This is a genomic window from Jiulongibacter sp. NS-SX5 (assembly GCF_052828545.1).
Genome location: NZ_CM128248.1, coordinates 1,266,597 through 1,286,711, shown reverse-complemented (window position 1 = coordinate 1,286,711; position 20,115 = coordinate 1,266,597). Strand labels below are relative to the sequence as shown.

At 39.4% G+C, this 20,115-nt stretch carries 18 protein-coding genes and 2 tRNA genes; 8 read left to right on the top strand and 12 right to left on the bottom strand.

What is annotated here, in order from left to right:
* Window positions 1–163: 163 nt before the first annotated feature.
* Window positions 164–703, top strand: a complete 540-nt coding sequence (locus ACUXV0_RS05820; protein WP_446192128.1) for a DUF4136 domain-containing protein — start codon at window positions 164–166, stop codon at window positions 701–703.
* Here the strand turns inward: ACUXV0_RS05820 and ACUXV0_RS05815 are convergent.
* Genes ACUXV0_RS05815 through ACUXV0_RS05805 form a run of 3 tightly spaced genes read right to left on the bottom strand, consistent with a single transcriptional unit; the run spans window position 697 to window position 3,146 of the window.
* Window positions 697–1,869: an MFS transporter gene (locus ACUXV0_RS05815; protein WP_446192127.1), complete on the bottom strand. Its 1,173-nt coding sequence runs from the start codon at window positions 1,867–1,869 to the stop codon at window positions 697–699. The two genes, ACUXV0_RS05820 and ACUXV0_RS05815, sit on opposite strands and share 7 nt — an antisense overlap.
* The gene (locus ACUXV0_RS05810) at window positions 1,866–2,273 is read right to left on the bottom strand and encodes a hypothetical protein (RefSeq protein ID WP_446192126.1); all 408 of its coding nucleotides are present in this window, start codon (window positions 2,271–2,273) and stop codon (window positions 1,866–1,868) included. The genes ACUXV0_RS05815 and ACUXV0_RS05810 overlap by 4 nt, the downstream gene beginning before the upstream one ends.
* 27 nt (window positions 2,274–2,300) lie before the next feature.
* Complete coding sequence (locus ACUXV0_RS05805) at window positions 2,301–3,146, bottom strand: DUF6503 family protein (protein ID WP_446192125.1); 846 nt, start codon at window positions 3,144–3,146, stop codon at window positions 2,301–2,303.
* Window positions 3,147–3,403: 257 nt separating this feature from the next.
* Here ACUXV0_RS05805 and ACUXV0_RS05800 point away from each other — a divergent pair, with 257 nt between their 5' ends.
* Window positions 3,404–4,888 carry a peptide MFS transporter gene (locus ACUXV0_RS05800; protein ID WP_446192124.1) on the top strand — a complete coding sequence of 495 codons (1,485 nt, stop codon included), beginning with the start codon at window positions 3,404–3,406 and terminating at the stop codon, window positions 4,886–4,888.
* A 21-nt stretch (window positions 4,889–4,909) separates the two neighbouring features.
* On the opposite strand, the gene ACUXV0_RS05795 is transcribed toward ACUXV0_RS05800, so the two are convergent.
* The 3 genes from ACUXV0_RS05795 to ACUXV0_RS05785 all read right to left on the bottom strand — a co-directional run bounded on the left by ACUXV0_RS05795 (window position 4,910) and on the right by ACUXV0_RS05785 (window position 7,533).
* The gene (locus ACUXV0_RS05795; RefSeq protein ID WP_446192123.1) at window positions 4,910–6,226 is read right to left on the bottom strand and encodes an OmpA family protein; all 1,317 of its coding nucleotides are present in this window, start codon (window positions 6,224–6,226) and stop codon (window positions 4,910–4,912) included.
* An 87-nt stretch (window positions 6,227–6,313) separates the two neighbouring features.
* A complete protein-coding gene (locus ACUXV0_RS05790; protein WP_446192122.1) occupies window positions 6,314–6,664 on the bottom strand; it encodes a translation initiation factor in 351 nt (116 codons plus the stop codon).
* Complete coding sequence (locus tag ACUXV0_RS05785; RefSeq protein ID WP_446192121.1) at window positions 6,661–7,533, bottom strand: diacylglycerol/lipid kinase family protein; 873 nt, start codon at window positions 7,531–7,533, stop codon at window positions 6,661–6,663. Before ACUXV0_RS05785 ends, ACUXV0_RS05790 begins: the two co-directional genes overlap by 4 nt.
* 51 nt (window positions 7,534–7,584) lie before the next feature.
* Between ACUXV0_RS05785 and ACUXV0_RS05780 the strand changes: the two genes are divergently transcribed.
* Window positions 7,585–8,004, top strand: a complete 420-nt coding sequence (locus ACUXV0_RS05780; protein WP_446192120.1) for a MaoC family dehydratase — start codon at window positions 7,585–7,587, stop codon at window positions 8,002–8,004.
* A gap of 58 nt (window positions 8,005–8,062) precedes the next feature.
* On the opposite strand, the gene ACUXV0_RS05775 is transcribed toward ACUXV0_RS05780, so the two are convergent.
* Window positions 8,063–8,239, bottom strand: a complete 177-nt coding sequence (locus tag ACUXV0_RS05775; protein WP_446192119.1) for a histone H1 — start codon at window positions 8,237–8,239, stop codon at window positions 8,063–8,065.
* Window positions 8,240–8,401: 162 nt separating this feature from the next.
* On the bottom strand, window positions 8,402–9,664 hold the full coding sequence (locus tag ACUXV0_RS05770; RefSeq protein WP_446192118.1) for an aminotransferase class I/II-fold pyridoxal phosphate-dependent enzyme: 1,263 nt from the start codon (window positions 9,662–9,664) through the stop codon (window positions 8,402–8,404).
* A gap of 316 nt (window positions 9,665–9,980) precedes the next feature.
* On the opposite strand from ACUXV0_RS05770, the gene ACUXV0_RS05765 reads away from it, so the two are divergent.
* The 4 genes from ACUXV0_RS05765 to ACUXV0_RS05750 all read left to right on the top strand — a co-directional run bounded on the left by ACUXV0_RS05765 (window position 9,981) and on the right by ACUXV0_RS05750 (window position 15,696).
* A tRNA-Ser gene (locus tag ACUXV0_RS05765) sits at window positions 9,981–10,067 on the top strand.
* Between the two features lie 55 nt (window positions 10,068–10,122).
* Window positions 10,123–10,197: transfer RNA gene (locus ACUXV0_RS05760), tRNA-Pro, on the top strand.
* Window positions 10,198–11,438: 1,241 nt separating this feature from the next.
* A complete protein-coding gene (locus ACUXV0_RS05755; RefSeq protein WP_446192117.1) occupies window positions 11,439–12,797 on the top strand; it encodes a hypothetical protein in 1,359 nt (452 codons plus the stop codon).
* A 67-nt stretch (window positions 12,798–12,864) separates the two neighbouring features.
* Entirely contained in the window at window positions 12,865–15,696 is a 2,832-nt protein-coding gene (locus tag ACUXV0_RS05750) for a TonB-dependent receptor domain-containing protein (RefSeq protein WP_446192116.1), read from the top strand.
* Between the two features lie 262 nt (window positions 15,697–15,958).
* Here ACUXV0_RS05750 and ACUXV0_RS05745 read toward each other — a convergent pair whose 3' ends face one another.
* From ACUXV0_RS05745 to ACUXV0_RS05730, 4 genes are all read right to left on the bottom strand, one after another.
* Complete coding sequence (locus ACUXV0_RS05745) at window positions 15,959–17,050, bottom strand: glycosyltransferase family protein (protein WP_446192115.1); 1,092 nt, start codon at window positions 17,048–17,050, stop codon at window positions 15,959–15,961.
* Window positions 17,047–17,907 (bottom strand): UDP-2,3-diacylglucosamine diphosphatase, encoded by an 861-nt coding sequence (locus ACUXV0_RS05740; protein ID WP_446192114.1) that lies wholly within the window; start codon window positions 17,905–17,907, stop codon window positions 17,047–17,049. The genes ACUXV0_RS05745 and ACUXV0_RS05740 overlap by 4 nt, the downstream gene beginning before the upstream one ends.
* A 113-nt stretch (window positions 17,908–18,020) precedes the next feature.
* Entirely contained in the window at window positions 18,021–18,638 is a 618-nt protein-coding gene (locus ACUXV0_RS05735; RefSeq protein ID WP_446192113.1) for a 50S ribosomal protein L25/general stress protein Ctc, read from the bottom strand.
* Window positions 18,639–18,640: 2 nt separating this feature from the next.
* Complete coding sequence (locus ACUXV0_RS05730) at window positions 18,641–19,591, bottom strand: ribose-phosphate pyrophosphokinase (RefSeq protein WP_446192112.1); 951 nt, start codon at window positions 19,589–19,591, stop codon at window positions 18,641–18,643.
* Between the two features lie 136 nt (window positions 19,592–19,727).
* Between ACUXV0_RS05730 and ACUXV0_RS05725 the strand changes: the two genes are divergently transcribed.
* On the top strand, window positions 19,728–20,078 hold the full coding sequence (locus ACUXV0_RS05725) for a hypothetical protein (RefSeq protein WP_446192111.1): 351 nt from the start codon (window positions 19,728–19,730) through the stop codon (window positions 20,076–20,078).
* Window positions 20,079–20,115 lie beyond the last annotated feature (37 nt).

Below are 20,115 nucleotides of genomic sequence, written 5' to 3'. Positions count from 1 at the left end.
TTTATTTAATATTTCAATTGATCAATAATCGAAGTTAAAACTAATTTTATAGTTTACAAACTAATGTGTTAGTTATTTTTCTGTTGAGGATCATAAAATTGTTTCTAATTGGTCATGAATTAGTCGTAGGTATTGGAGGATATTGAATCAAAAATAGAACGTGATGAAGATTCTGACTTATGGATTGCTTTTAATGGTGAGTTTGACTTCTTGTACAAAAACACTGTGGATTGATGCAGAACCGAATATTGATTTAAAGCAGTACGGCACTTTTGGTTGGAATACCAATAATGACCTAGTAGGTCATGTATACTATAATAAAGAGAAAACAGACGCCACGCTAAAGCCTGAAATAGAACGCTTATTAATTCAAAAAGGCTACAAACTTTCTCAGCCTGGGGAGGCAGATTTCTTCTTAGATTATCATATATACATCGAACAGGATTATTTCTCTGAGGTTTACTGCCCTACGGGTTACTATAATTTAAGTGGATTAGAGGCTGGTTTGAGCCCTGGACCACGATGTGAGGTGCCGAAGAGAGTTCGTAATTATGACTCACAAACATTCGTCATTGATATTATAGATACCAAAACTGGTCAGCTGGTTTGGAGGGGTAGCTCGTTTGATGTCATCGATAATCCTAAAGATTTACCGTATGTACTAAAACGAAGAGCGAAAAAGATGTTGAAAGCTATTTATTGAACCCTGTACTTTCTGAAGCTCCATAAACCTAGGATGGGGCCGATGGCTAAAAGCATGTAGACCGCTGAGCTGTCAATAGCCTGAATTAAGGAGTTTAAAATTGAGATACTAAGAATGGTGATGGCATAACCAATACAATTGACGATGGTCAAAGCGGTGCCTTTTAATTCTGGTTTTGCTGATTTAGCTATTAAAGTTGAGAATAGGGGAGAGTCAGCAACTACCGCTATTCCCCACAATAGCATGAAGCTAAAAAAGACAAAGAATTGCTGAGACTGAAAAAGAAATGGCAAAATTAAACAGCAGATAGCAGAGAGGCTTAGAGCAATATTTGCGATTTTTTTCTCACCAAATTTTTGGGAGGCTACACCTGCTAAAACACAACCAAGGCTTCCGGCGGCGATGATCAAGAAACTGTAAAGTGGAAAGGCAAAGCTAGTAATACTGTGAGTCTCTTGATATTTGAGAAGAATAACCGGAATAAACGCCCAAAATGTATACAGTTCCCACATGTGGCCAAAATACCCAAAGGCAGCTGCCCGAAACTGTTGATTTTCAAACACTTTAAAGAATGCATTGAGTTTGATATTGGAACCCGCTTTTCTGTATGGTCCATCGGGTACAAAAAGTAGAATGATTAGACTCCCTAAAACAGCAAGTGATGAAACGCTGTAAATGACGTATCTCCAGTTGAGACCATTCATTATATCTTTCAATAAATGGGGTAGGGCAGTACCTAAAACCAAGGCACCCACTAGAAAGCCCAACGACTTATTCAGGTTAATCGAAAAGTAATCTGCCGCTATCTTCATACCCACAGGGTAGATTCCGGCGAGAAAGAAACCAGTTAAAAACCGGAAAAGTAGAAGGCGAGAAAGGTCATTTTGTGGAAGTAATAACCCGATGGTGCAAAAGGCACCTAGAAACCCACTGAATGCAAAAACTTTAGAAGGAGAAAAACGGTCTGCTATAGCCAGTACAGCAAACGTCAGTGTGCCTACCATAAAACCAAACTGAACAAAGGAAGTTAATGCTCCTAAGGCTGCTTCATCGATGGCGTAGGCTTGAATGAGATCTACCATCACCGCATTACTGGCAAACCACAGCGAAGTGCTCATGAACTGTGCGACAACAATTAAGGGAAGTATATGGCGAGGCGTTTTCACGATTTATTGAGACTCACAGCTGCAGTAATCTCATAAAGGCCCAATGCTGCCACAATCAACACCTCAGTTATAAAGTAGACCCAACCCAAAGGTCTTAGATCAGAAGCATGAATAGTCATCATATAAACTGAAAAAACACAGTAGACTAAATTTAGAATACCAATGATCTTTAGAGCAGAACCAGAAGAAATTTTATTTGAGCTTAAACTATACAGGTCAAATAACAAAAAGATCATGGGTGCAATGGCCAAAATTTGAAGAGTTGCTACCTCAAAACCTATATCTTTTGAAAAAATGGGAAGGACTATACCCAAAAGAATGGCTGAAAGAAAAGCCCCGGCTGCATCTAATTGCAGGAGGCTTTCAGGCTTCTTTTGAAATATATTGCCAGCTCTTTTATTCATTATGAGTACAAGATAGCCTATTTAATTCTACTCGCTTTCGAAATCATCAAGGCTGAGTCCATTATTAAATTTAATATCTGTCCATGTGACTTTAATCCAATCGGCCTCTGTAACTTCGGCGTCCCATGTACTCTGTTTATAGATTCGCTGATTGGGAATTAATAGTCCATCTATTTCTTCGTATTCTAGTTTCATTAGTAGTGGGGAATCCACGACGCCAAATTCGGCTACCGTGAAAAGAAACTGATCCACAAGTTTTGTCTCTTTATTGATGTAGAGCTGATAAATATCAGTCGCCTTATTTTCCTGAGGTTCAAAACTCACTTTTACGATGTCATACTCTTGCTCTTCAATGGTCTTTTCACCCAAGTGTTCATAGATTAATCCCGGGTCTAGGAGCTTCGGAAGCATAGCAAACCAATAAAAATTAGTAGGTCTGTTAAAAGATACACGTTTTAGGCCCGCTTCATCATCAGATATTTTACCGCCATATTTTAGCCAATACTTTTCACCATCAAAACCTTGTTCAATATCACCTTCCATATCTGGTAAGGTTCTTTCATGTTGGTAATAATTACCGTATGAAAGTTCGCCTTCAAAAATGTATTTCTCTGTTGAAATGTCCGATTTGCCATCTGGCAATTGATAGGTATAAGTATAAACGACATCCTTTTTCGCCTTGAGTTCGTCATAGGTGCCCACTTTTTGTACCATATCATAGACCAGTTCATGTCCCTTATTCTGAAAGTTGGGTGGCTCCGGTTTAGAGTCACAAGAATTGAGCAATATGGAAAATGAGATGAAAGTTAAGAGATGAAGTTTCATGTATTGAGTTTTAGTTTGAATTGAGAGGTACGTAAATTCTAAGATCATAGGATTGCTTTTTCTTGGCAAAGTCTAATACGGGGGGCTCTAAAAGGATCATATAGGTAAAACTGTAGACAAAAAATACAATGTGGCTTTCTGGAATTAGAGCCAAAGGAAAATGTTAAGCGGCCAGAGTATGAGGTGGGAACTAATGATTGCGAACTATCCATAAAATATCCTGAAGGTTGATCGCCATTTATGACTTAGTTTTTTTTGTATTTTTGACAGAATACAAACTAAAAACTGAATAACTCTAACTCTTTATGAGCGTAAAAGAAAAAACTCTTTTCGGCCACCCACTTGGCCTTTATGTTCTGTTTTTTACAGAAATGTGGGAACGCTTCAGCTATTACGGTATGCGTGCTATACTACTCCTTTTCTTATTGGATTCTGCCCAAGGTGGTTTAGGTCTGAATGAAGGTGACGGTGGAGCAGTTTATGGCTTATACACGGCCTCTGTTTATCTGCTTTCTTTACCAGGTGGCTGGGTAGCTGATAATGTGATAGGTCAAAGAAAAGCCATTTGGTGGGGTGGAATCGTCATCATGATAGGCCACATAATTTTGGCTTTTCCTGCTGGTCAAATGCTCTTTTTTCTTGGTCTTGCCGTAGTAGCTTTTGGAACAGGATTATTGAAGCCCAATATTAGTACAGTGGTATCAGAGCTTTATCCGGAAGGTGGAGGTAAAAGAGATGCTGCTTTCTCCATTTTCTACATGGGTATTAATCTTGGTTCCTTACTTGGTATCACTATCGTCGGTTACCTTGGTCAGAAAGTTGGCTGGCATTACGGTTTTGGTGCAGCAGCAGTGGCCATGTTCCTCGGTCTTGTTGTATACAAGATTTTCGCCAATAAGTACCTGGGTGATAAAGGAATGCATCCTAAAGCCAAAGATGTTTCTGAAGGCGATGATATTCAATCCAAGAACAAAACATTGACTTACATCCTATTTGGCATCTATGCTGTGGCCATTATTGGTTTCCAGGTGACCGGACTATTTGAGTGGGGTGGTAAAGAAGAAGTGGTTCGCTCTATAGGGATCATCATTGCTACATTATTACCGATTTATTTCCTGAATATGATTTTTGCCTCCGGGCTAACCCCGGTAGAGCAAAGAAGGGTAGGGGTTTTGGTAGTTCTCTTTATTGGTGCTGTAGCTTTCTGGGCTGGTTTTGAGCAGCAAGGTTCTACATTACAGATCTTTGCCGACAGACACTCAGAATTGCCTTTTGGCATGCCTTCCAGCTGGTTTCAGAATTTCAATGCAGCCTTTATTCTAATGTTTGCTCCTGTAGTTGGGGCTCTTTGGGTATTCCTGGATAAGAGAAATATTAACTTTTCTGCTCCTGCCAAGTTTGGAGTAGCTCTTTTGTTACTGGCATTCGGCTACTGGATCATGGTAAAAGGTGCAGAAGTAGCCGTGACTGGTGTAAAAGCCTCTGCTATGTTCTTGACATTAACTTACTTGTTCCACACACTAGGAGAGCTTTTCCTATCTCCTGTAGGGCTGAGTACATTTACCAAATTGGCTCCAAAGAAGTTTTTGAGTCAGTTAATGGGGATTTGGTTTGTGGCTACCTCTATGGGTAACTTAATCGGAGGCCTTTTTGCAGGTAATTTTGATGAAGGCAATCTGGCCGCTATGCCAGAACTGTTTATGTCAGTAGTTTGGGCCACACTCATCATAGGTGTAATTATTCTATTGCTTAGCAAGCCTATCTCTAAAATGATGGGAGGTATTAAATAAAACTCAAAGAGTAGATCGTGATCAATCAAGGATCACGATCTCTACTCTTCTGTTTTTCTGACGTTTTACCTCCGTTGAATTATCTGTCAAAGGTTTTGATTCACCCCAACCTTTGATTTCAACTCTATCCTCTTTTATCCCTTCTTTTATCAGGTAGTTTCTCACAGCTTTAGCTCTGTCAATGGATAACTGTAAGTTTAAATCTGGGTCGCCTTGATTATCGGTATGCCCATCCACTCTGATTTTCATTTCCGGGTTGTCTGTCATTAATTTTAACAGTTTCTTCAGTTCCCGATAAGAAGAATTCGAAATTTCGGCTTTCCCTGTGAAGAAATAGACATTATTCAATCTAAAAGTGTTCTCGTCCACCTTTTCTAGTTCCTCTGCCTCAATTATTTCTTCGTCTATCGCTTCTTCAGTTAGAACTTCTTTGACTGTCTCCTCTTTAGATTCTTCATCCGTAGATTCTACTTTTTTGGTCGGGTTCAGGTAAAAGTCCTGATCAATATTCTTGCTCCAGTTTTTAAGGTCTAAGGCTTGTTCGTAGTTCTCATAACCCGGAGCAGAAACGATATAAACGAAGTTTTCGGGCTGAAGTAAAAATTCATAGTAGCCTGATTTGGAAGTATATAACGAGTCAAATGCAGTGCTTTTGCCTTTGATTTTACAGACAATTTTAGCGGCTATCGGTTTGTCAGTTTCGTTATCAAAAACTTTACCGCTTAAAATAAAAGAGCCTGCTGCTTTACTTTCAATGACGTCCTCATCTTCTTCAGCCACAGGACTCCCATTTGCCGGATTATTGACCTTAACTCCATAGAAGTTCCAGTAAGTCATGTCACCGTTTGTGGCATTCTCATTTTCTATTAAATCTACTACTTCAACGCCCGGATCTAGCTTCTCAAAATACACCCGAAAGAAATATTTTTTATCAGACTCTACTTCCTGACGTTCAGGAGCTACAGGAATATTCGTAGCCTTCACGAATTTAAATTTTTTGCCGTCATTGCTTTGCAAAAAAGAACTAGGCTGAATACTTATGGTACTTACACCACCGCTTTGTTGCAGCATTTGCTGTAGCATCATGTTCCTCATCATCGGAGGCATCTGTGAAAGCCTCTCCTTTAATTCAGGATTGCTATCGATATAGTCCTTTAAAGATTCTTTTTGATCTTTGGAAACGTACTGCATCGCCACTACGGTGTAGTCTTCGGTAATGGTGATTCTGTTAATGAAGGTGTCGGAGGAAGACTTTCGGCTGACTTCCGGATTTCTGGTAATTTGAGCTGTGCCAATCTGAAAGCATAACAGCATTAAAACTGACAAAACACTTTTCATATGATATGGGGTTTGATTACCCCGAAATAACAGCTTAGGGAATCATTTTGTTTAAAAAGTGCTGTTAAGAAACGTTAAACAGGTAGGTCACCCTCCGGCTTTTTTGACTCCGTAACCCTTCTCTGTCAGATACTTTAAGATTTTATCTCTGTGATCACCTTGAATCAGTATTTCACCATCTTTTACTGTGCCTCCGCTTCCGCAGGCAGACTGCAGCTCTTTTTTAAGAATAGCCAGATCAAACGCATTTCCTTGAAACTCAGCAACTCTGGAAACTACCTTATTCCCACCTTTTCTATCGAGCCATATTTTTAGTTGCTGCTGATTAGCATCCGCCGTTTCAGATTCCTCCGTTCCATTTTCCTGATATTCAAAATCGGGGTTAGTGGAATACACTACACCAACTCTGTTTTTATTCTTTCCTTTTTTCTTACTCATATCCGTATACTTAATGCTTTTTCAGCAATCTCCACCTTTATATTATCGTATTTCATGGGCAATGCTTCACCGTCTATATGAACAAATTCTTTGTTTTTTAAGTCAAATTCAAAACAGCTTTTCTGCTCATAACTCACATAGGACGATTTGTGAAGTGTTTTAGTGAAAAGCCTTTGACCCAGATCTACAGTGTACAGCATTGGGTGCGTCTTGATTTTAGCACAATCAATGAGTCCATCATTGATCACAGCCAGCGGTGCTATAAAAGCATTATTGCCAAACTGTGCTGCATTTCCAAAACTCAAGGAGAACAAATGCTCATACTCAGAGCCTTTTTTTACCCATATGCCATCATAATCAAAGTATGACTTAAAGCCAGTCTTGATATAGTTTTGAATACCTCTGTTCCCCGGTTCCTGATGAAATCTATGAGCACAATAGGCATCAAAGCCTACACCGGCTGTACATAAAAAGGGTAGTCCATTCAGGTAACCGACATCGATCTTAGTTGGCTTTCTTAGGTGCAGTTTTTGAAGAGCGGCTATATCGCTCTCATGGAGTTTAAGATGCCTGGCCAGGCCATTACCAGAGCCTTTAGAAATAATACTGAGATTTGCCTTTTTATGGATCAGGTGCTTTGCAATTTCATTGATCGTGCCGTCACCTCCCACGGCCACAAATTCCGTGATGCCTTTGGCCATGTATTCATCTGTAAGCTCAGTTGCATGTCTGGCGTATTGCGTAAACTCAATGATAGGGTCAAAACAACCAAGATTGAGATGCTTTTTGATGAGTTCCTTAAAACCACCCTTTTGCCTTTGCGTTCCAGCATTCGGATTAATCACAAAAAGTATGGGTTGTTTTGACAAGGTCTAGGAATTACTTTTGAGCAAAATTAGAAATAAACCACTTTTCAATCTATGGAATCAAAAAAAATACCGGTTGGCTCTACTTATAAACATACCTTTAGTTTTTCTCAAGAGCAGGTAAATACCTTTGCTGAGCTAACTGGAGATCATAATCCTATTCATACAGACCCCGAATATGCCGCTACCACTCGTTTTGGTAAGCCGATTATTCATGGCCATTTAAGTAGCTCAGTGTTTACCAAGTATTTGGGTATGAACGAACCAGGAGGCCCAGGCTCAATTTATCTCAAACAAGAGACCGAGTATTTAAGACCAATGTTTGTAGGTAAAGAGTATGAGGTGATTTTCAAAGTGGTGAATATCAGAGAAGGTAAGCATATCGCCGAAATAGCCACAGAAGTTTTTGATCCTGAGACTGGTAAAATAACGATCAGAGGTACAGGTACTTTGAAGAATACCGAACTCTATTAAAAAGAAAAGCTCCCCAGAGGGGAGCTTTTAATATTTTTGCAAGATTCACTTGTGCTAATTACTCAGCATTTTTCATGTCTTGTACTTCTTTTCTAGTATCCTTAGCAAAAACAGCAAGTGCTTGCATGCCTTTTCTAACTCTTGTACCAGCAGCTTTGTTGTTTTTATCGTAGAATTTCTCGAAGTCTTCCTTCATTGATTCTACCAGATTCAATAGTTCGTTATACTTGTTCATCGTATAGCAGGGTTTGAGTTTAAAATTTAGTTAACCCACGCAATTTAGAGCAATTATTGAATATTTCTAAAAAAATATTAGAAAAACCTTATCAAAAAAATGCCCTCAGAACACTTCTGAGGGCATTTTTGTAATTTATACGCTATAAATCCGAGGATTTTACTATGCTTCTACTTTTGCTTTAGGGGCATACTCACCTGCTTGTAGCTTTCTCTGCACCACCTCAAAACAGTCCATTGTGTAATTCACATCTTCTAAGGTGTGAGAGGCCGTAGGGATAATTCTAAGCAGTATAACTCCCTTAGGAACAACAGGATAGACGATAATTGAACAGAAAACATTCATGTTTTCTCTCATATCTCTGATCAGATTTGTAACGGTTGGTAAATCATATTCTCCATGTAAGAAAACTGGTGTTACACAGCTCTCTGTTCTACCGATATCAAATCCACGCTCCTTAAAGCCATTTTGAAGGGCATTAACCACCTTCCATAAATTATCTTTTAGTTCTGGGTGCTTTTTGATCAGCTCTAAACGCTTCAAACCACCTTTAACAAACGGCATCGGAAGGGCTTTGGCATATGTCTGAGATCTCATATTGTACTTAAGGTACATGATGATTTCTTTTTTGGCAGCCACAAAAGCACCTACCATGGCCATAGATTTCGCAAAAGTTGAGAAGTGAATATCTACAGCATCTTGGACACCAAAGTGTTCAGGCACACCAGAGCCTGTTTCGCCCATTGTTCCAAAACCGTGAGCATCATCTACTAAAAGTCTGAATGTATATTTTTTCTTCAGTTCAGCGATTTTATCCAGAGAACCTACAACACCCGACATACCAAATACCCCTTCGGTTACTACCAGAATTCCACCGCCTTGATCTTCAGCAATTTTTGTAGCCCTGATCAAGTTTTTCTCCAGACTAGCCATATCGTTATGTCTGAAGGTGTATGTTTTACCGCCCTTGGCTTTGTGAAGTCTTACACCGTCTATTAAACAAGCGTGACTCTCTGCATCATAAACGATAACATCTTTGAAGTCTACCATTGCTTCTACAGCAGACATTACGCCCTGATAACCGTAGTTCAGCAAGAAGGCATCTTCCTGCCCTACGAAATCTGCCAACTGCCTTTCAAACTCTTCATGAAGATCAGTATTACCCGTCATCATTCTGGCACCCATTGGGTAGGCAAGGCCGTATTCCTCAGTAGCAGCACGGTCAGCTTCCATTACTTCAGGGTGAGTAGCCAGGCCAAGATAATTATTCAAAGACCAGTTTAACATACGCTTTCCACCGAAGTTCATGTACGGTCCTAATGGTCCGGTAAGTTTAGGGAAAGAATAATAGTGGTGTGAGTAGTGAGCGTGAGAGCCGATAGGCCCCATATTATTAGCAACTTTGTCAAAGATGTCTTGTACCATTAACGCTGAGTTTTAGTTAAAACCTAATGTTTTTACACTTTGGTAAAAACAGATTTGCAAATTTAAGGATTATACTGAGATATTAAAATTAGACTATTCAAAGAGAAAGGAATGAAAGAGGCTGTTTTAATGGTACTTTTTAAATATTTTTTTGACAAAAGAAAGATCTAAAAACTTTATTCTAATGGCCTGAATACGTAAATGGTTGATTTTCATGGTCTTGAAAAACAAGGATTAAAAAAGTCTGATTTTTTTTAAGTTTGATATTGACAGAAAGGAAAAGATTGCTGTATATTTGCACTCCGTTTCGACGAAAGGAGGGATGGGTGAGTGGCTGAAACCACCAGTTTGCTAAACTGACGTACCAGCAATGGTACCGCGGGTTCGAATCCCGCTCCCTCCGCAAAGGAGTGTTTGGGAGACGAGAGAGCCACTCAAACACAGAACTTTAAAATATTCGGGGTGTAGCGTAGCCCGGTTATCGCGTCTGCTTTGGGAGCAGAAGGTCGCAAGTTCGAATCTTGCCACCCCGACAAGAAGCCTGAGAGAAATCTCGGGCTTTTTTGTTTTTAGTCTGTTGGGTTTGGTTGAAATAGATTTTGGGATCAAAAGCCCTCAAGACTAGGCGTCCCCGACTGGGCGTCCCCGATCGAATCTTGCCACCATGACAAAAAGCCTGAGAGAAATCTCGGGCTTTTTTGTTTTTAGTCCGTTTGGTTTGATTGAAATAGATTTTGGGATCAAAAGCTAGCAAGACTAGGCGTCCCCGATCGAACTTTGCCACCCCGATAAGAAGTCTTTGAGAAATCTCGGGATTTTTAGTTTTTAGGCCGTTTGGTTTGATTGAAATAGATTTGGGGATCAAAAGCTCGCAAGACTGAGAGTTCCCGACTAGGCGTCCCCGATCAAATCTTGCCACCCTGACTAGAAACCTAAGAGAAATCTATGTCTTTCTACATCTAAAAAAAATACTTAAGACATTGGAGCTACTCTATTATTCTGTAGCTAATTGTTTCTTCTTCCCGTAAAGAATGAGCTCCCTTTTCTCTAATTCAATTTAAAATCTCGATTGCTGGAATCTGAATTTGAGATATTTAATTGTTGGGTTCTTCATGACCTCAAGATAACCACTAGCAGAACGGTTTAGGCTTATTGTTAAATTATGTATCCAATCAGCATCAATTTCACTGTCATTTAGAATGAGCCGGAAGTAGTTTTTTGTTTCGGAAAACATGCAGATACATTAAGAAAATGTGGGATTTGGGCAAAAAAAAAGGACTGGAACAAAATGTTCCAGCCTTTCCCGCTACTAAATCCACACAACTTTTATCTTAAATATTTTTATTTCCTGATTAGATAACGCTCAAAGGTAAAATTAGTGTCGACATCAAGCAAATTTTTGTCATTAAAATTGCCCGATTTTTCTAATTCAATACCTATATACGTCTTTGTTTGAGCATTATCAAGTACTTACAATTTAGTTTATTTACTGGTATTTTCCATATGTCAATTGGATAACCTTATTTGCTTCACAAAAATTCACATTCGTGCCTACAAAACCCAATTTCGTCCAAAGTTTTTAGTGAGTGGTTTTAACAGAACTGTAACCTCGGCTTAACATTAGCTTAATATAGGGAATCTACTTTTGCAGCGAATTATTTAACAGGCGTAAGAACTATATAGCTGAGTGAATCAAAATCAAGAATATTATAACAAAGCATGTACTCTTAGTCTAAAGCTATTTTTAATCAAACTCATTAATTATTTCCCAAACATGAAATTTATCAAAGGTTTAGCCTTCTCAATGTTGGCCTTGGTTTCTTTTACAATGTCTTCTTGTGAAGAAGTAGATGGCTGTACTACGGTATGTGGTGAAAATGAAGTACTAACGATTGACTGTAATTGTGTTGCATTGGTAACTGACCCATGTGCGGATGTTACATGTCCTGAAGGATATATCTGTTCTAATGGAGATTGTGTATTAGAGGCTGTTGAAGAAACAGAAATCTCTAAAGCTGGTTTGATCTCTGAAGATGAAACCTGGACGGCTGATAAAATGTACATTTTACAAGGTAAGGTAGTTGTTGATAACGGTGCTACATTAACTATCGAACCAGGAACCATCATCAAAGGTGCTAAGGGTGTTGGTTCACTTGCTTCTGCACTTATCGTAGCTAGAGGTGGAAAGCTGATGGCAGAAGGTACTGCTGATGCTCCTATTGTACTTACTTCTATCGATGATAATATTCAAATCGGTGAAAAATTCGGATCTAACCTTGATGAAACGATCAACCAACTTTGGGGTGGTCTTATCATTCTTGGAAATGCTCCAATTTCTGCTGGTTCTGGTGCTGAAGCACAAATCGAAGGTATTCCTGCTGATGATACTTATGGTGCATATGGTGGATCTGACATCAATGATAATTCAGGTGTAATTAAATATGTATCTGTAAGACACGGCGGTGTTCTTATCGGTGATGGTAACGAAATCAACGGTATCACTCTTGGTGGTGTTGGTAACGGTACAGTATTCGAAATGGTTGAGGTTGTAGGTAACCTTGATGATGGTATCGAGTTCTTCGGTGGTTCTGTAAACCTTACTGGTGGTTTAGTTTGGGGTCAGGGTGATGATGGCTACGATATTGACCAAACTTATTCTGGTACAGTAGATGGTTCTATTTACATCGCTGGTGCTGATTCTGATCACGCTCTAGAGATCGATGGACCGGAAAACTCAATCAATGATGGTGGAATGTTTACATTCCAAAACAGCTCACTAAAAGGTATGTCTGGTGAGTATGCTGACTGGAGATCAAACGCTCAAGGTAGCCTTCTAAATAACTACTTCTTCAACTTCGGTGAAGGTGAAGATATGGAGCTTGATAACGACGGTGTTTCTGCAAACTACGCTGCCGGTAAAATTATCATCTCTGGTAATGAGTTCATGCTTCCTGCTGCTGTAACTGATTTCGCCAGCATTTTTGCTGATAAGGCAGAAAACGGTGACGATGCCAAATTTAAGGCTGATATGACAGGTGCTAACTCTGCTGTAACTACAAGAACTGTAGGTGCAGATCCTGCAAACTTCGACTGGACGTTCGCTGCATCGAAAGGTGCTTTGGAAGGATTTTAATGAATCAAAATAAAGGGTGGAGGCTCGTACTCCACCCTTCTTCAAAATCAAGTATAATAAAACCAATATGAAATCAATTAAGAAATTTGTCACGTTAATGATCCTCTTTGCAGGTTCATTGAGTGCCTTCTCCACTTTTGCCCAATTGGGTACAATTAGAGGTACTATCACTGATAGTAATAATGGAGAAACACTTCCTTTTGCTACAGTATTTGTGAAGGAAGCTCAGCAAGGAGTAAATACCGACCTAGATGGTATTTATTCAGTAGACCTGGCTCCAGGTGTATATTCTTTAGAAGTTACTTATGTAGGATTTACCACCACCACTATAGAAGACGTTATTGTTAAAGAAGGTGAGGTTAATATCCTGGACATTAAAATGGGTAACGATGCTACAGTTCTACAGGAGGTAGTTGTGAAGGCAAACATTGTTAAAAATAGTGAGTCTGCTCTTTTGACGCTTCAGCGTAAATCACCTAACATGATGGATGGTATTTCTAAGCAAACATTTAGAAGAATAGGTGATAGCGATGCTGCAGGTGCCATCAAGAGAGTAACAGGTGTTTCTGTTGAAGGTGGTAAATACGTATTTGTAAGAGGTTTAGGAGATAGGTATACCAAAACTATTTTGAATGGCTTAGATGTGCCAGGCCTTGATCCAGACAGAAATACAATTCAGATGGACCTTTTCCCTACCAATATCATTGATAATATGGTAGTGATGAAAACGGCTTCTCCGAACCTTTCAGGTGATTTCACAGGAGGTATTGTTGATATCACAACAAAAGATTTTCCATTAGAAAAGTCATTTGCAATTTCTGTGGGTGGTTCTTACAACCCGAGTATGCACTTTAATGATAATTATATCAGCGGTCAAAAGAGTTCAACAGACTGGTTAGGTTTTGATGATGGTCAGCGTAGTTTGAATGTTAATCCTAAGCAGGAGATTCCTTCGATTGCAGAAAGAGATGCTTCACTAAAGGTTTTGACAGAGAGATTTAATCCGGAATTAGGAGTAATGGCGGCCACAAGCCCAATGGATTTCAATGCTTCATTATCTCACGGAAATCAGATTGGTTTAAAGAAAATGACTATCGGTTATAATGTGGCGGCAAACTACAGAAACGAAACTCAATTCTTTGAAGAGGTGCAGTACAATGCCTACATTAAAGGTTTTGACCCATCTACCGACTATGACTTTGAGCTGAACCAAGCTCAGAAAGGTGCATTAGGTAAGAATAACGTATTAGCTAGTGGTTTGGCTGGAATTGCTGTAAAATTTGATAAGCATAAACTGGCTTTAAATGCCCTTCATATTCAGAATGGAGAAAGCACTGCCGGTTTATTCACACAAGAGACATTTATTTTCAACTCGTCATTCCTTGTTCAGGATAACCTGGAATATTCTGAAAGGTCAATCACCAATTTTAACCTAAAAGGTGAGCACTCTTTTGGTAACAGTGATGATTTTAGAATTGACTGGAGTATTTCTCCTACTTTAAGTAGAATAGAAGATAAGGATGTTAGAGTAACACCTTTCAGATTAGATGAAGGCGAGTATAGCATAGAGCCCTCTGAAGGTGCTCAGCCAAGAAGACTTTACAGAAATCTGGAAGAGGAAAACTTCAGTGGGAGAATTGATTTCACTAAGAAGTTTGTGACCAACTATGGCGATGCGAAACTAAAGTTTGGTGTAGCTAATACTTTGAAAAATAGAAATTACGAGATTTTCCAGTACGTATTTAATATAAGAGGTCAGAGTCAATTAGACATCAAAGGTGATCCTAATGCGATCCTTTCTCCTGAAAATATCTGGAATCCGGAAACAAACATTGGAGTTTACGTAGTAGGTAACTTTGAACCCGCCAATACATACGACGCCACTCAAAATATTGCTGCAGCATACGTAATGAATGAAATCAGCTTATCAGAAAAGTTGAAAGCCATCTACGGTTTGAGAGTTGAGAAGTTTGATCACTATTATACAGGTCAAAGTAACCTTGGTGATGAGGTTTTCGATAACGAAAAAATTAACGAAGCCATCAACTTGCTTCCTTCAGCAAACTTTGTTTATGCTCTTAAAGAGAAAACTAACCTTCGTTTGGCAGTGGCTAGAACTTTGGCCAGACCATCATTTAAAGAGGCATCAATTTCTCAGATTTATGATGCTCTGTCAGACCGTACCTTCATTGGTAACCGTAACCTGGTTCAGACAAAGATCATGAACTACGACGTTCGTCTTGAGAAATTCATGGACAAAGGTCAGATGATCTCAGCCAGTGGTTTCTATAAAACATTTAGAGATCCTATCGAGGTGGTAGCTTATAGCCAGGCTGCTCCAAATAATATTCAGCCACGTAACGTGGGTAGAGCTCAGGTAGCTGGTGCAGAATTAGAATTAAGAAAGAACTTAGGGATCCAGGTGGGTTCTGAGTTTCCTTTAAGCCTTGGAGCCAATATTACCATGGTATATTCTCAAGTAGAAATGAACCCTAACGAGTACGAGTCAAGACTGGAAAATGCTCGTCTTGATGAGGAAATTAAAGAAACTCGTCAGTTACAAGGTCAGTCGCCATACATCGTTAATGGTTACCTGACTTTCAATCAGGAAGAAAGTGGTTTTGAAGCAAACGTAAGTTATAACGTTCAAGGAAAGAGATTATCTGTAGTAGGGATAGGTCGTAACCCGGATGTATTCGAAATGCCATTTAATTCATTGAATTTTAAAACAACAAAACGCTTTGGTAAGGCAAAAAGAGGTTCAGTTAGCTTCTCAGCAAATAACCTGCTGAACGCCAAAAGACAGCGTTTCTATGAAGGCTTTAATGCTACTTCACAGGTGTATGACTTGTTCAAACCTGGAAGATCATTCGGCATGAGCCTTGGTTATTCTTTATAACCAAAACTAAATGACGTATTAAACTTGATTCATATTGGTGAACGCAAAGGCCCCGAAGATTTCGGGGTTTTTTGTTTCCTAATATTGAGTTAAATTTTAGCTAATATTTGGAAGATACCTTTGAGTAAATCTTAAAGGTTATGAAGGATATCATCAACAAGGGAAGAGAGTTTACTGAGCAATATTGGCCGCAAATAGCCCTATTCCTCTTTATGCTTTGGTATTATAGTTTTCCCATGCCTGCCTAGGTGAGAAGCTGTAATTAGTTTAGACTAAGCTCTAAAAGGTCTAACTCGCTAATGATTCTATCTCTATGATCATTTAGCCAATTTCTAAATACTTTTGAAGGACTTTTGTGTTCTTTGAGATAAGAAAAGAATTCTTCCAGTTCAAATCTTTGCTGAGCAATACCGGCACCGAAGTTCTGAGCATCATGAGCATTGCAGGCTTGCTCAAAGTGATTAGGAACAGGAACCATCATGATCGGTTTGTCAAAATAAATGGCCTCACATACAGACTCAAAACCAGCCGTAGTAATCAGGGCTTTGGCATTGGCCATTAGACGTAGAAATTTTGAGGCGTTAAGCTTATGAACAAAAAGATTTTTATGCCACTGGCATACTTCTCCCTCTTGCTCAGTTTTAATGAAACAGTGAAATTCCAAATCCTGATGATTTAAATGCCAGTCTGCTAATTGCTGAAGCAGATCAGGGTTCGTCATGTAGGCGAGATAATAGTTTAATTCCCCTGTCTGGTGCTCCATAACCTCATTTCTGATAAGAGGAGGCACACTGACGATTTTCTTTGCCTTTTCTACATTAGTAAATGAAAGTGCGAATAGCTTCCTGGCTCGTAGTGCTGTGAGTCTACTGTTTAGGTTTATCAAGAATTTGTCAATCCATTTACCTTGAGGAAACTCAAACTGAGGATGAAGCAGGAGGTATTGATGGGCTATACAGACCATTGGAGGTGCTGAACGTGCATACCTTAATTGGTATAGGCCACATAATAGGTCATAAAAGTTAATGATAAGGTCTGGTTCATATTGGTGAACCCAATGATGCATACTACGCAGTGCCGAGACATAAGTCCCTGATTTTCGTAGGTTTTTAAACGCAGTATCTTTGATACTTAATCCTTTTCCTTTTGCCTTGTAGGCTAGTGTGGGGCTTTCAAAATAATGAACGGGTACGTCCATATTTTGCTCTACATAACCTGTAAAATCATCAGCACTTGCTCTACCAATTAGGCATGAAACTACCTCATGAGAAGAGCTTTTGAGCTGCTGAAAAAGACTTAAGGCCTGGGTAAGGTGCCCACGTCCTTCTCCCTGAACCACCAACAGCAGTCTCATTTCAGTCTGAATAAATCGCTGTAAGAAAAGTCCAGATCGGGTTCATTATCATTATAACCATCCTGATCATTTTTATGATTGACAAGGCTGGTATCATACTCTTCATACTTACGCTGTACGGCGTAGTAAATAATCTCCCAGTTTCCGTCGTGGTCTTCTACCAGAGCAGAAAGGTTTTCTATCCAATCTCCTGAGTTCATGTACTTAATATTGTTAAATGTTTTTATGGCTGGCTGATGAATATGACCGCATATGATCCCATCACATTCTTTTGATCTGGCTAGCTCTGCCAGCTGTTCTTCAAAATCTGAAATGTAATTCACCGCCACTTTAATAGATTGCTTCACACGTTGTGATAGTGAGTAGTAGGGTAGGCCTTTAGATCTTCTATAGTGATTGTACCTCTTATTGACCCAAAGCAGGAAGGTATATCCCAGGTCGCCGATATGAGCTAACCATTTTGCTTTTTTGGTGACAAGGTCAAAAATATCACCATGGACCACATAAAATCTTTTGCCGGCAGACTCAATAGTCAGGTCCTTTTGAATCCTGAAATTAGGCCCGATGGAAAAAGGAATCATTTGATCAAGAAAGTCGTCGTGATTTCCTCTTAGGTAAAAAACTTTGGTATTAGTTTTCTCAATAGTCTTGAGAATGGCTCTTAGAAAGGCCGTATGCTTTTTCTTCCAGCTGCCGTATTTTTTCAGCTGCCAGCCGTCAATAATATCACCGTTAAGAATGAGTCTTTCGCAGGAGTATTGCTTGATAAAAGAAGTGACTTCTCTGGCTTTACTGCCTGCTGTACCCAGATGAATATCTGAAAGTACGATTGTTTTAAAGTGGTATTGACTTTGCATAGTGCAAATAATACAAAGCCTATTACTCAAATATTACCGCTGCAATAAGTTACGGTAAACAAAAAATCCCCGGTATTGCTACCAGGGATTTCTTATCTAAGAAGGTTTTCAGCTTATTCTTCTGCTGCTCCTTCTTCTCCTCCTTCGCCATCTTCATCTTCTTCATCCAGTTCAGCAGCCATTTTAGCAGCTCTAGGGATGTTCACAGAAGCGATAGGGTTAGAAGTTGGGTCAATAATCTCAATTCCCGGAAGATCGATAACTTCCACTTTAACTGATTGTCCCAGTTTAAGTGAAGAAACGTCTACATCAACGTACTCAGGAATCATATTAGCAGGTCCTTTAACTTTTAGCTGACGTAGCTTGTGCTGAAGCTTACCCCCTTGAGTAAGACCAGCAGCTGTACCTACCAAACGAATAGGAACCTTAATTTTGATCACTTTTTCCGGTGTGATTTCAAGGAAATCAGCGTGTACCAGTGTGTCATTCACAGGATGGAACTGCTTGTCTTGAAGAATAGCAGTATACTCAGTACCCTCAATGTTAAGGGTTACTTCGAATGCATCCGGAGTATAAATCAACGGACGGAATAAGTAAGCTGGTGCGTAAAAAGAAACCTGCTCTTTGCCGCCGTAAAGTACACATGGTACCTGGCCTTCAGCTCTAAGCTGATTAGCCGCCGAACGACCAAGATTCGCTCTTTTATACCCTACAATCTCGGTTTTTTTCATTGTTAAAAAGTAATTTGATGTTGATAATTTATAAATAACGTGCTTATTGAGCCATTGTCTCTAATTCTTCCTATTGCTTTAGCAAAAAGCTCTGCAGTAGATAGAACTTTTATCTTAGGATTATCCTGTTTTAGAGGAATGGTATCTGCTACTATCAGCTCTTCCAGTACTGAATTCGCAATATTATCATGTGCATTATGCGATAATACAGGGTGAGTACAGATGGCTCTTACCGATGCCGCTCCTCTATCCATGATTAATTGAGCCGCTTTGCACATAGTACCACCAGTGTCAATCAAGTCATCGATCAGAATAACGTTTGCTCCTTCTACCTCACCGATCAACTGCATTGAAGCAATTTCGTTCGCTTTTTTACGGTGCTTATCGCAAATCACGATATCGGCGTCAAAGTGAGTAGCAAATTTTCTTACTCTGGAAACTCCACCTACATCCGGAGATGCAAAAATGAGGTTATCCAGCTTTCTCGCTTTCAGATAAGGGACAAAAATAGAAGTACCCTCAAGGTGATCTACGGGTATATCGAAGAATCCTTGAATCTGACCGGCATGAAGGTCTAGAGTCATAATTCTATCTGCACCAGCTGCCATTAGCATATTGGCCACAAGTTTGGCACCTACAGCCACACGAGGTCTGTCCTTTCTGTCTTGTCTGGCATACCCGAAGTACGGGATAACCGCTACTACATAATGAGCTGAAGCCCTTCTGGCAGCGTCTATCATAAGCAATAGCTCCATGATATTATCTGCGTTAGGGAAAGTACTTTGAACCAGGAAGACATCACATCCTCTTACAGATTCATCGTAAGCTACAGATATCTCACTATCTGCAAATCTTTTGATTGACATTTTACCCAACTCTATGCCATATTGGTCTGCAACCATGCTGGCTAAATACTGGGAATTTGTACCTGAAAATATCTTAACCTCAGCCATTTATCAGTGCTTTCTGAAACGAGGTGCAAAAGTAGATAATTTATTATTCAAAAGCTACCAACAATTATATCTATTTGGTTTTTTGTCTCTATTGCTAAAAATTTTATTTTTGTAGGAAATCTATATGAATTAAGTAATGCAGTTATCTCTCGTTGACGAAGTTCCTGAGTTATCCAAAAGTTATTTTCTGGATATCTATGCCGAGGCCATTCTTGATCCAAATAAGGCAAAAATGAGGTTAGAGACTATTGATGGTCAACCTGTACCGGGTAACCTTAAAGTAAGCTGCCCTAAATCTTATATTTCTAAGTTTCCTGAGGGTACGATTTATAAGCTGGATACCAAGCTTGTGAGAAAGGAAGGGCAGAGACCTTATTTCATTGCTATCAACAGAAAGAATGTGAGAAGAGCCATGGAATTTTTTGAGTATAACCTTAAAGTTCAAAATGGATTTGATTACATACCTCCTACGAAGAAGCAGGCATAATTGCCCAAGGCATTCATAAATACACAAACGCCTCGTT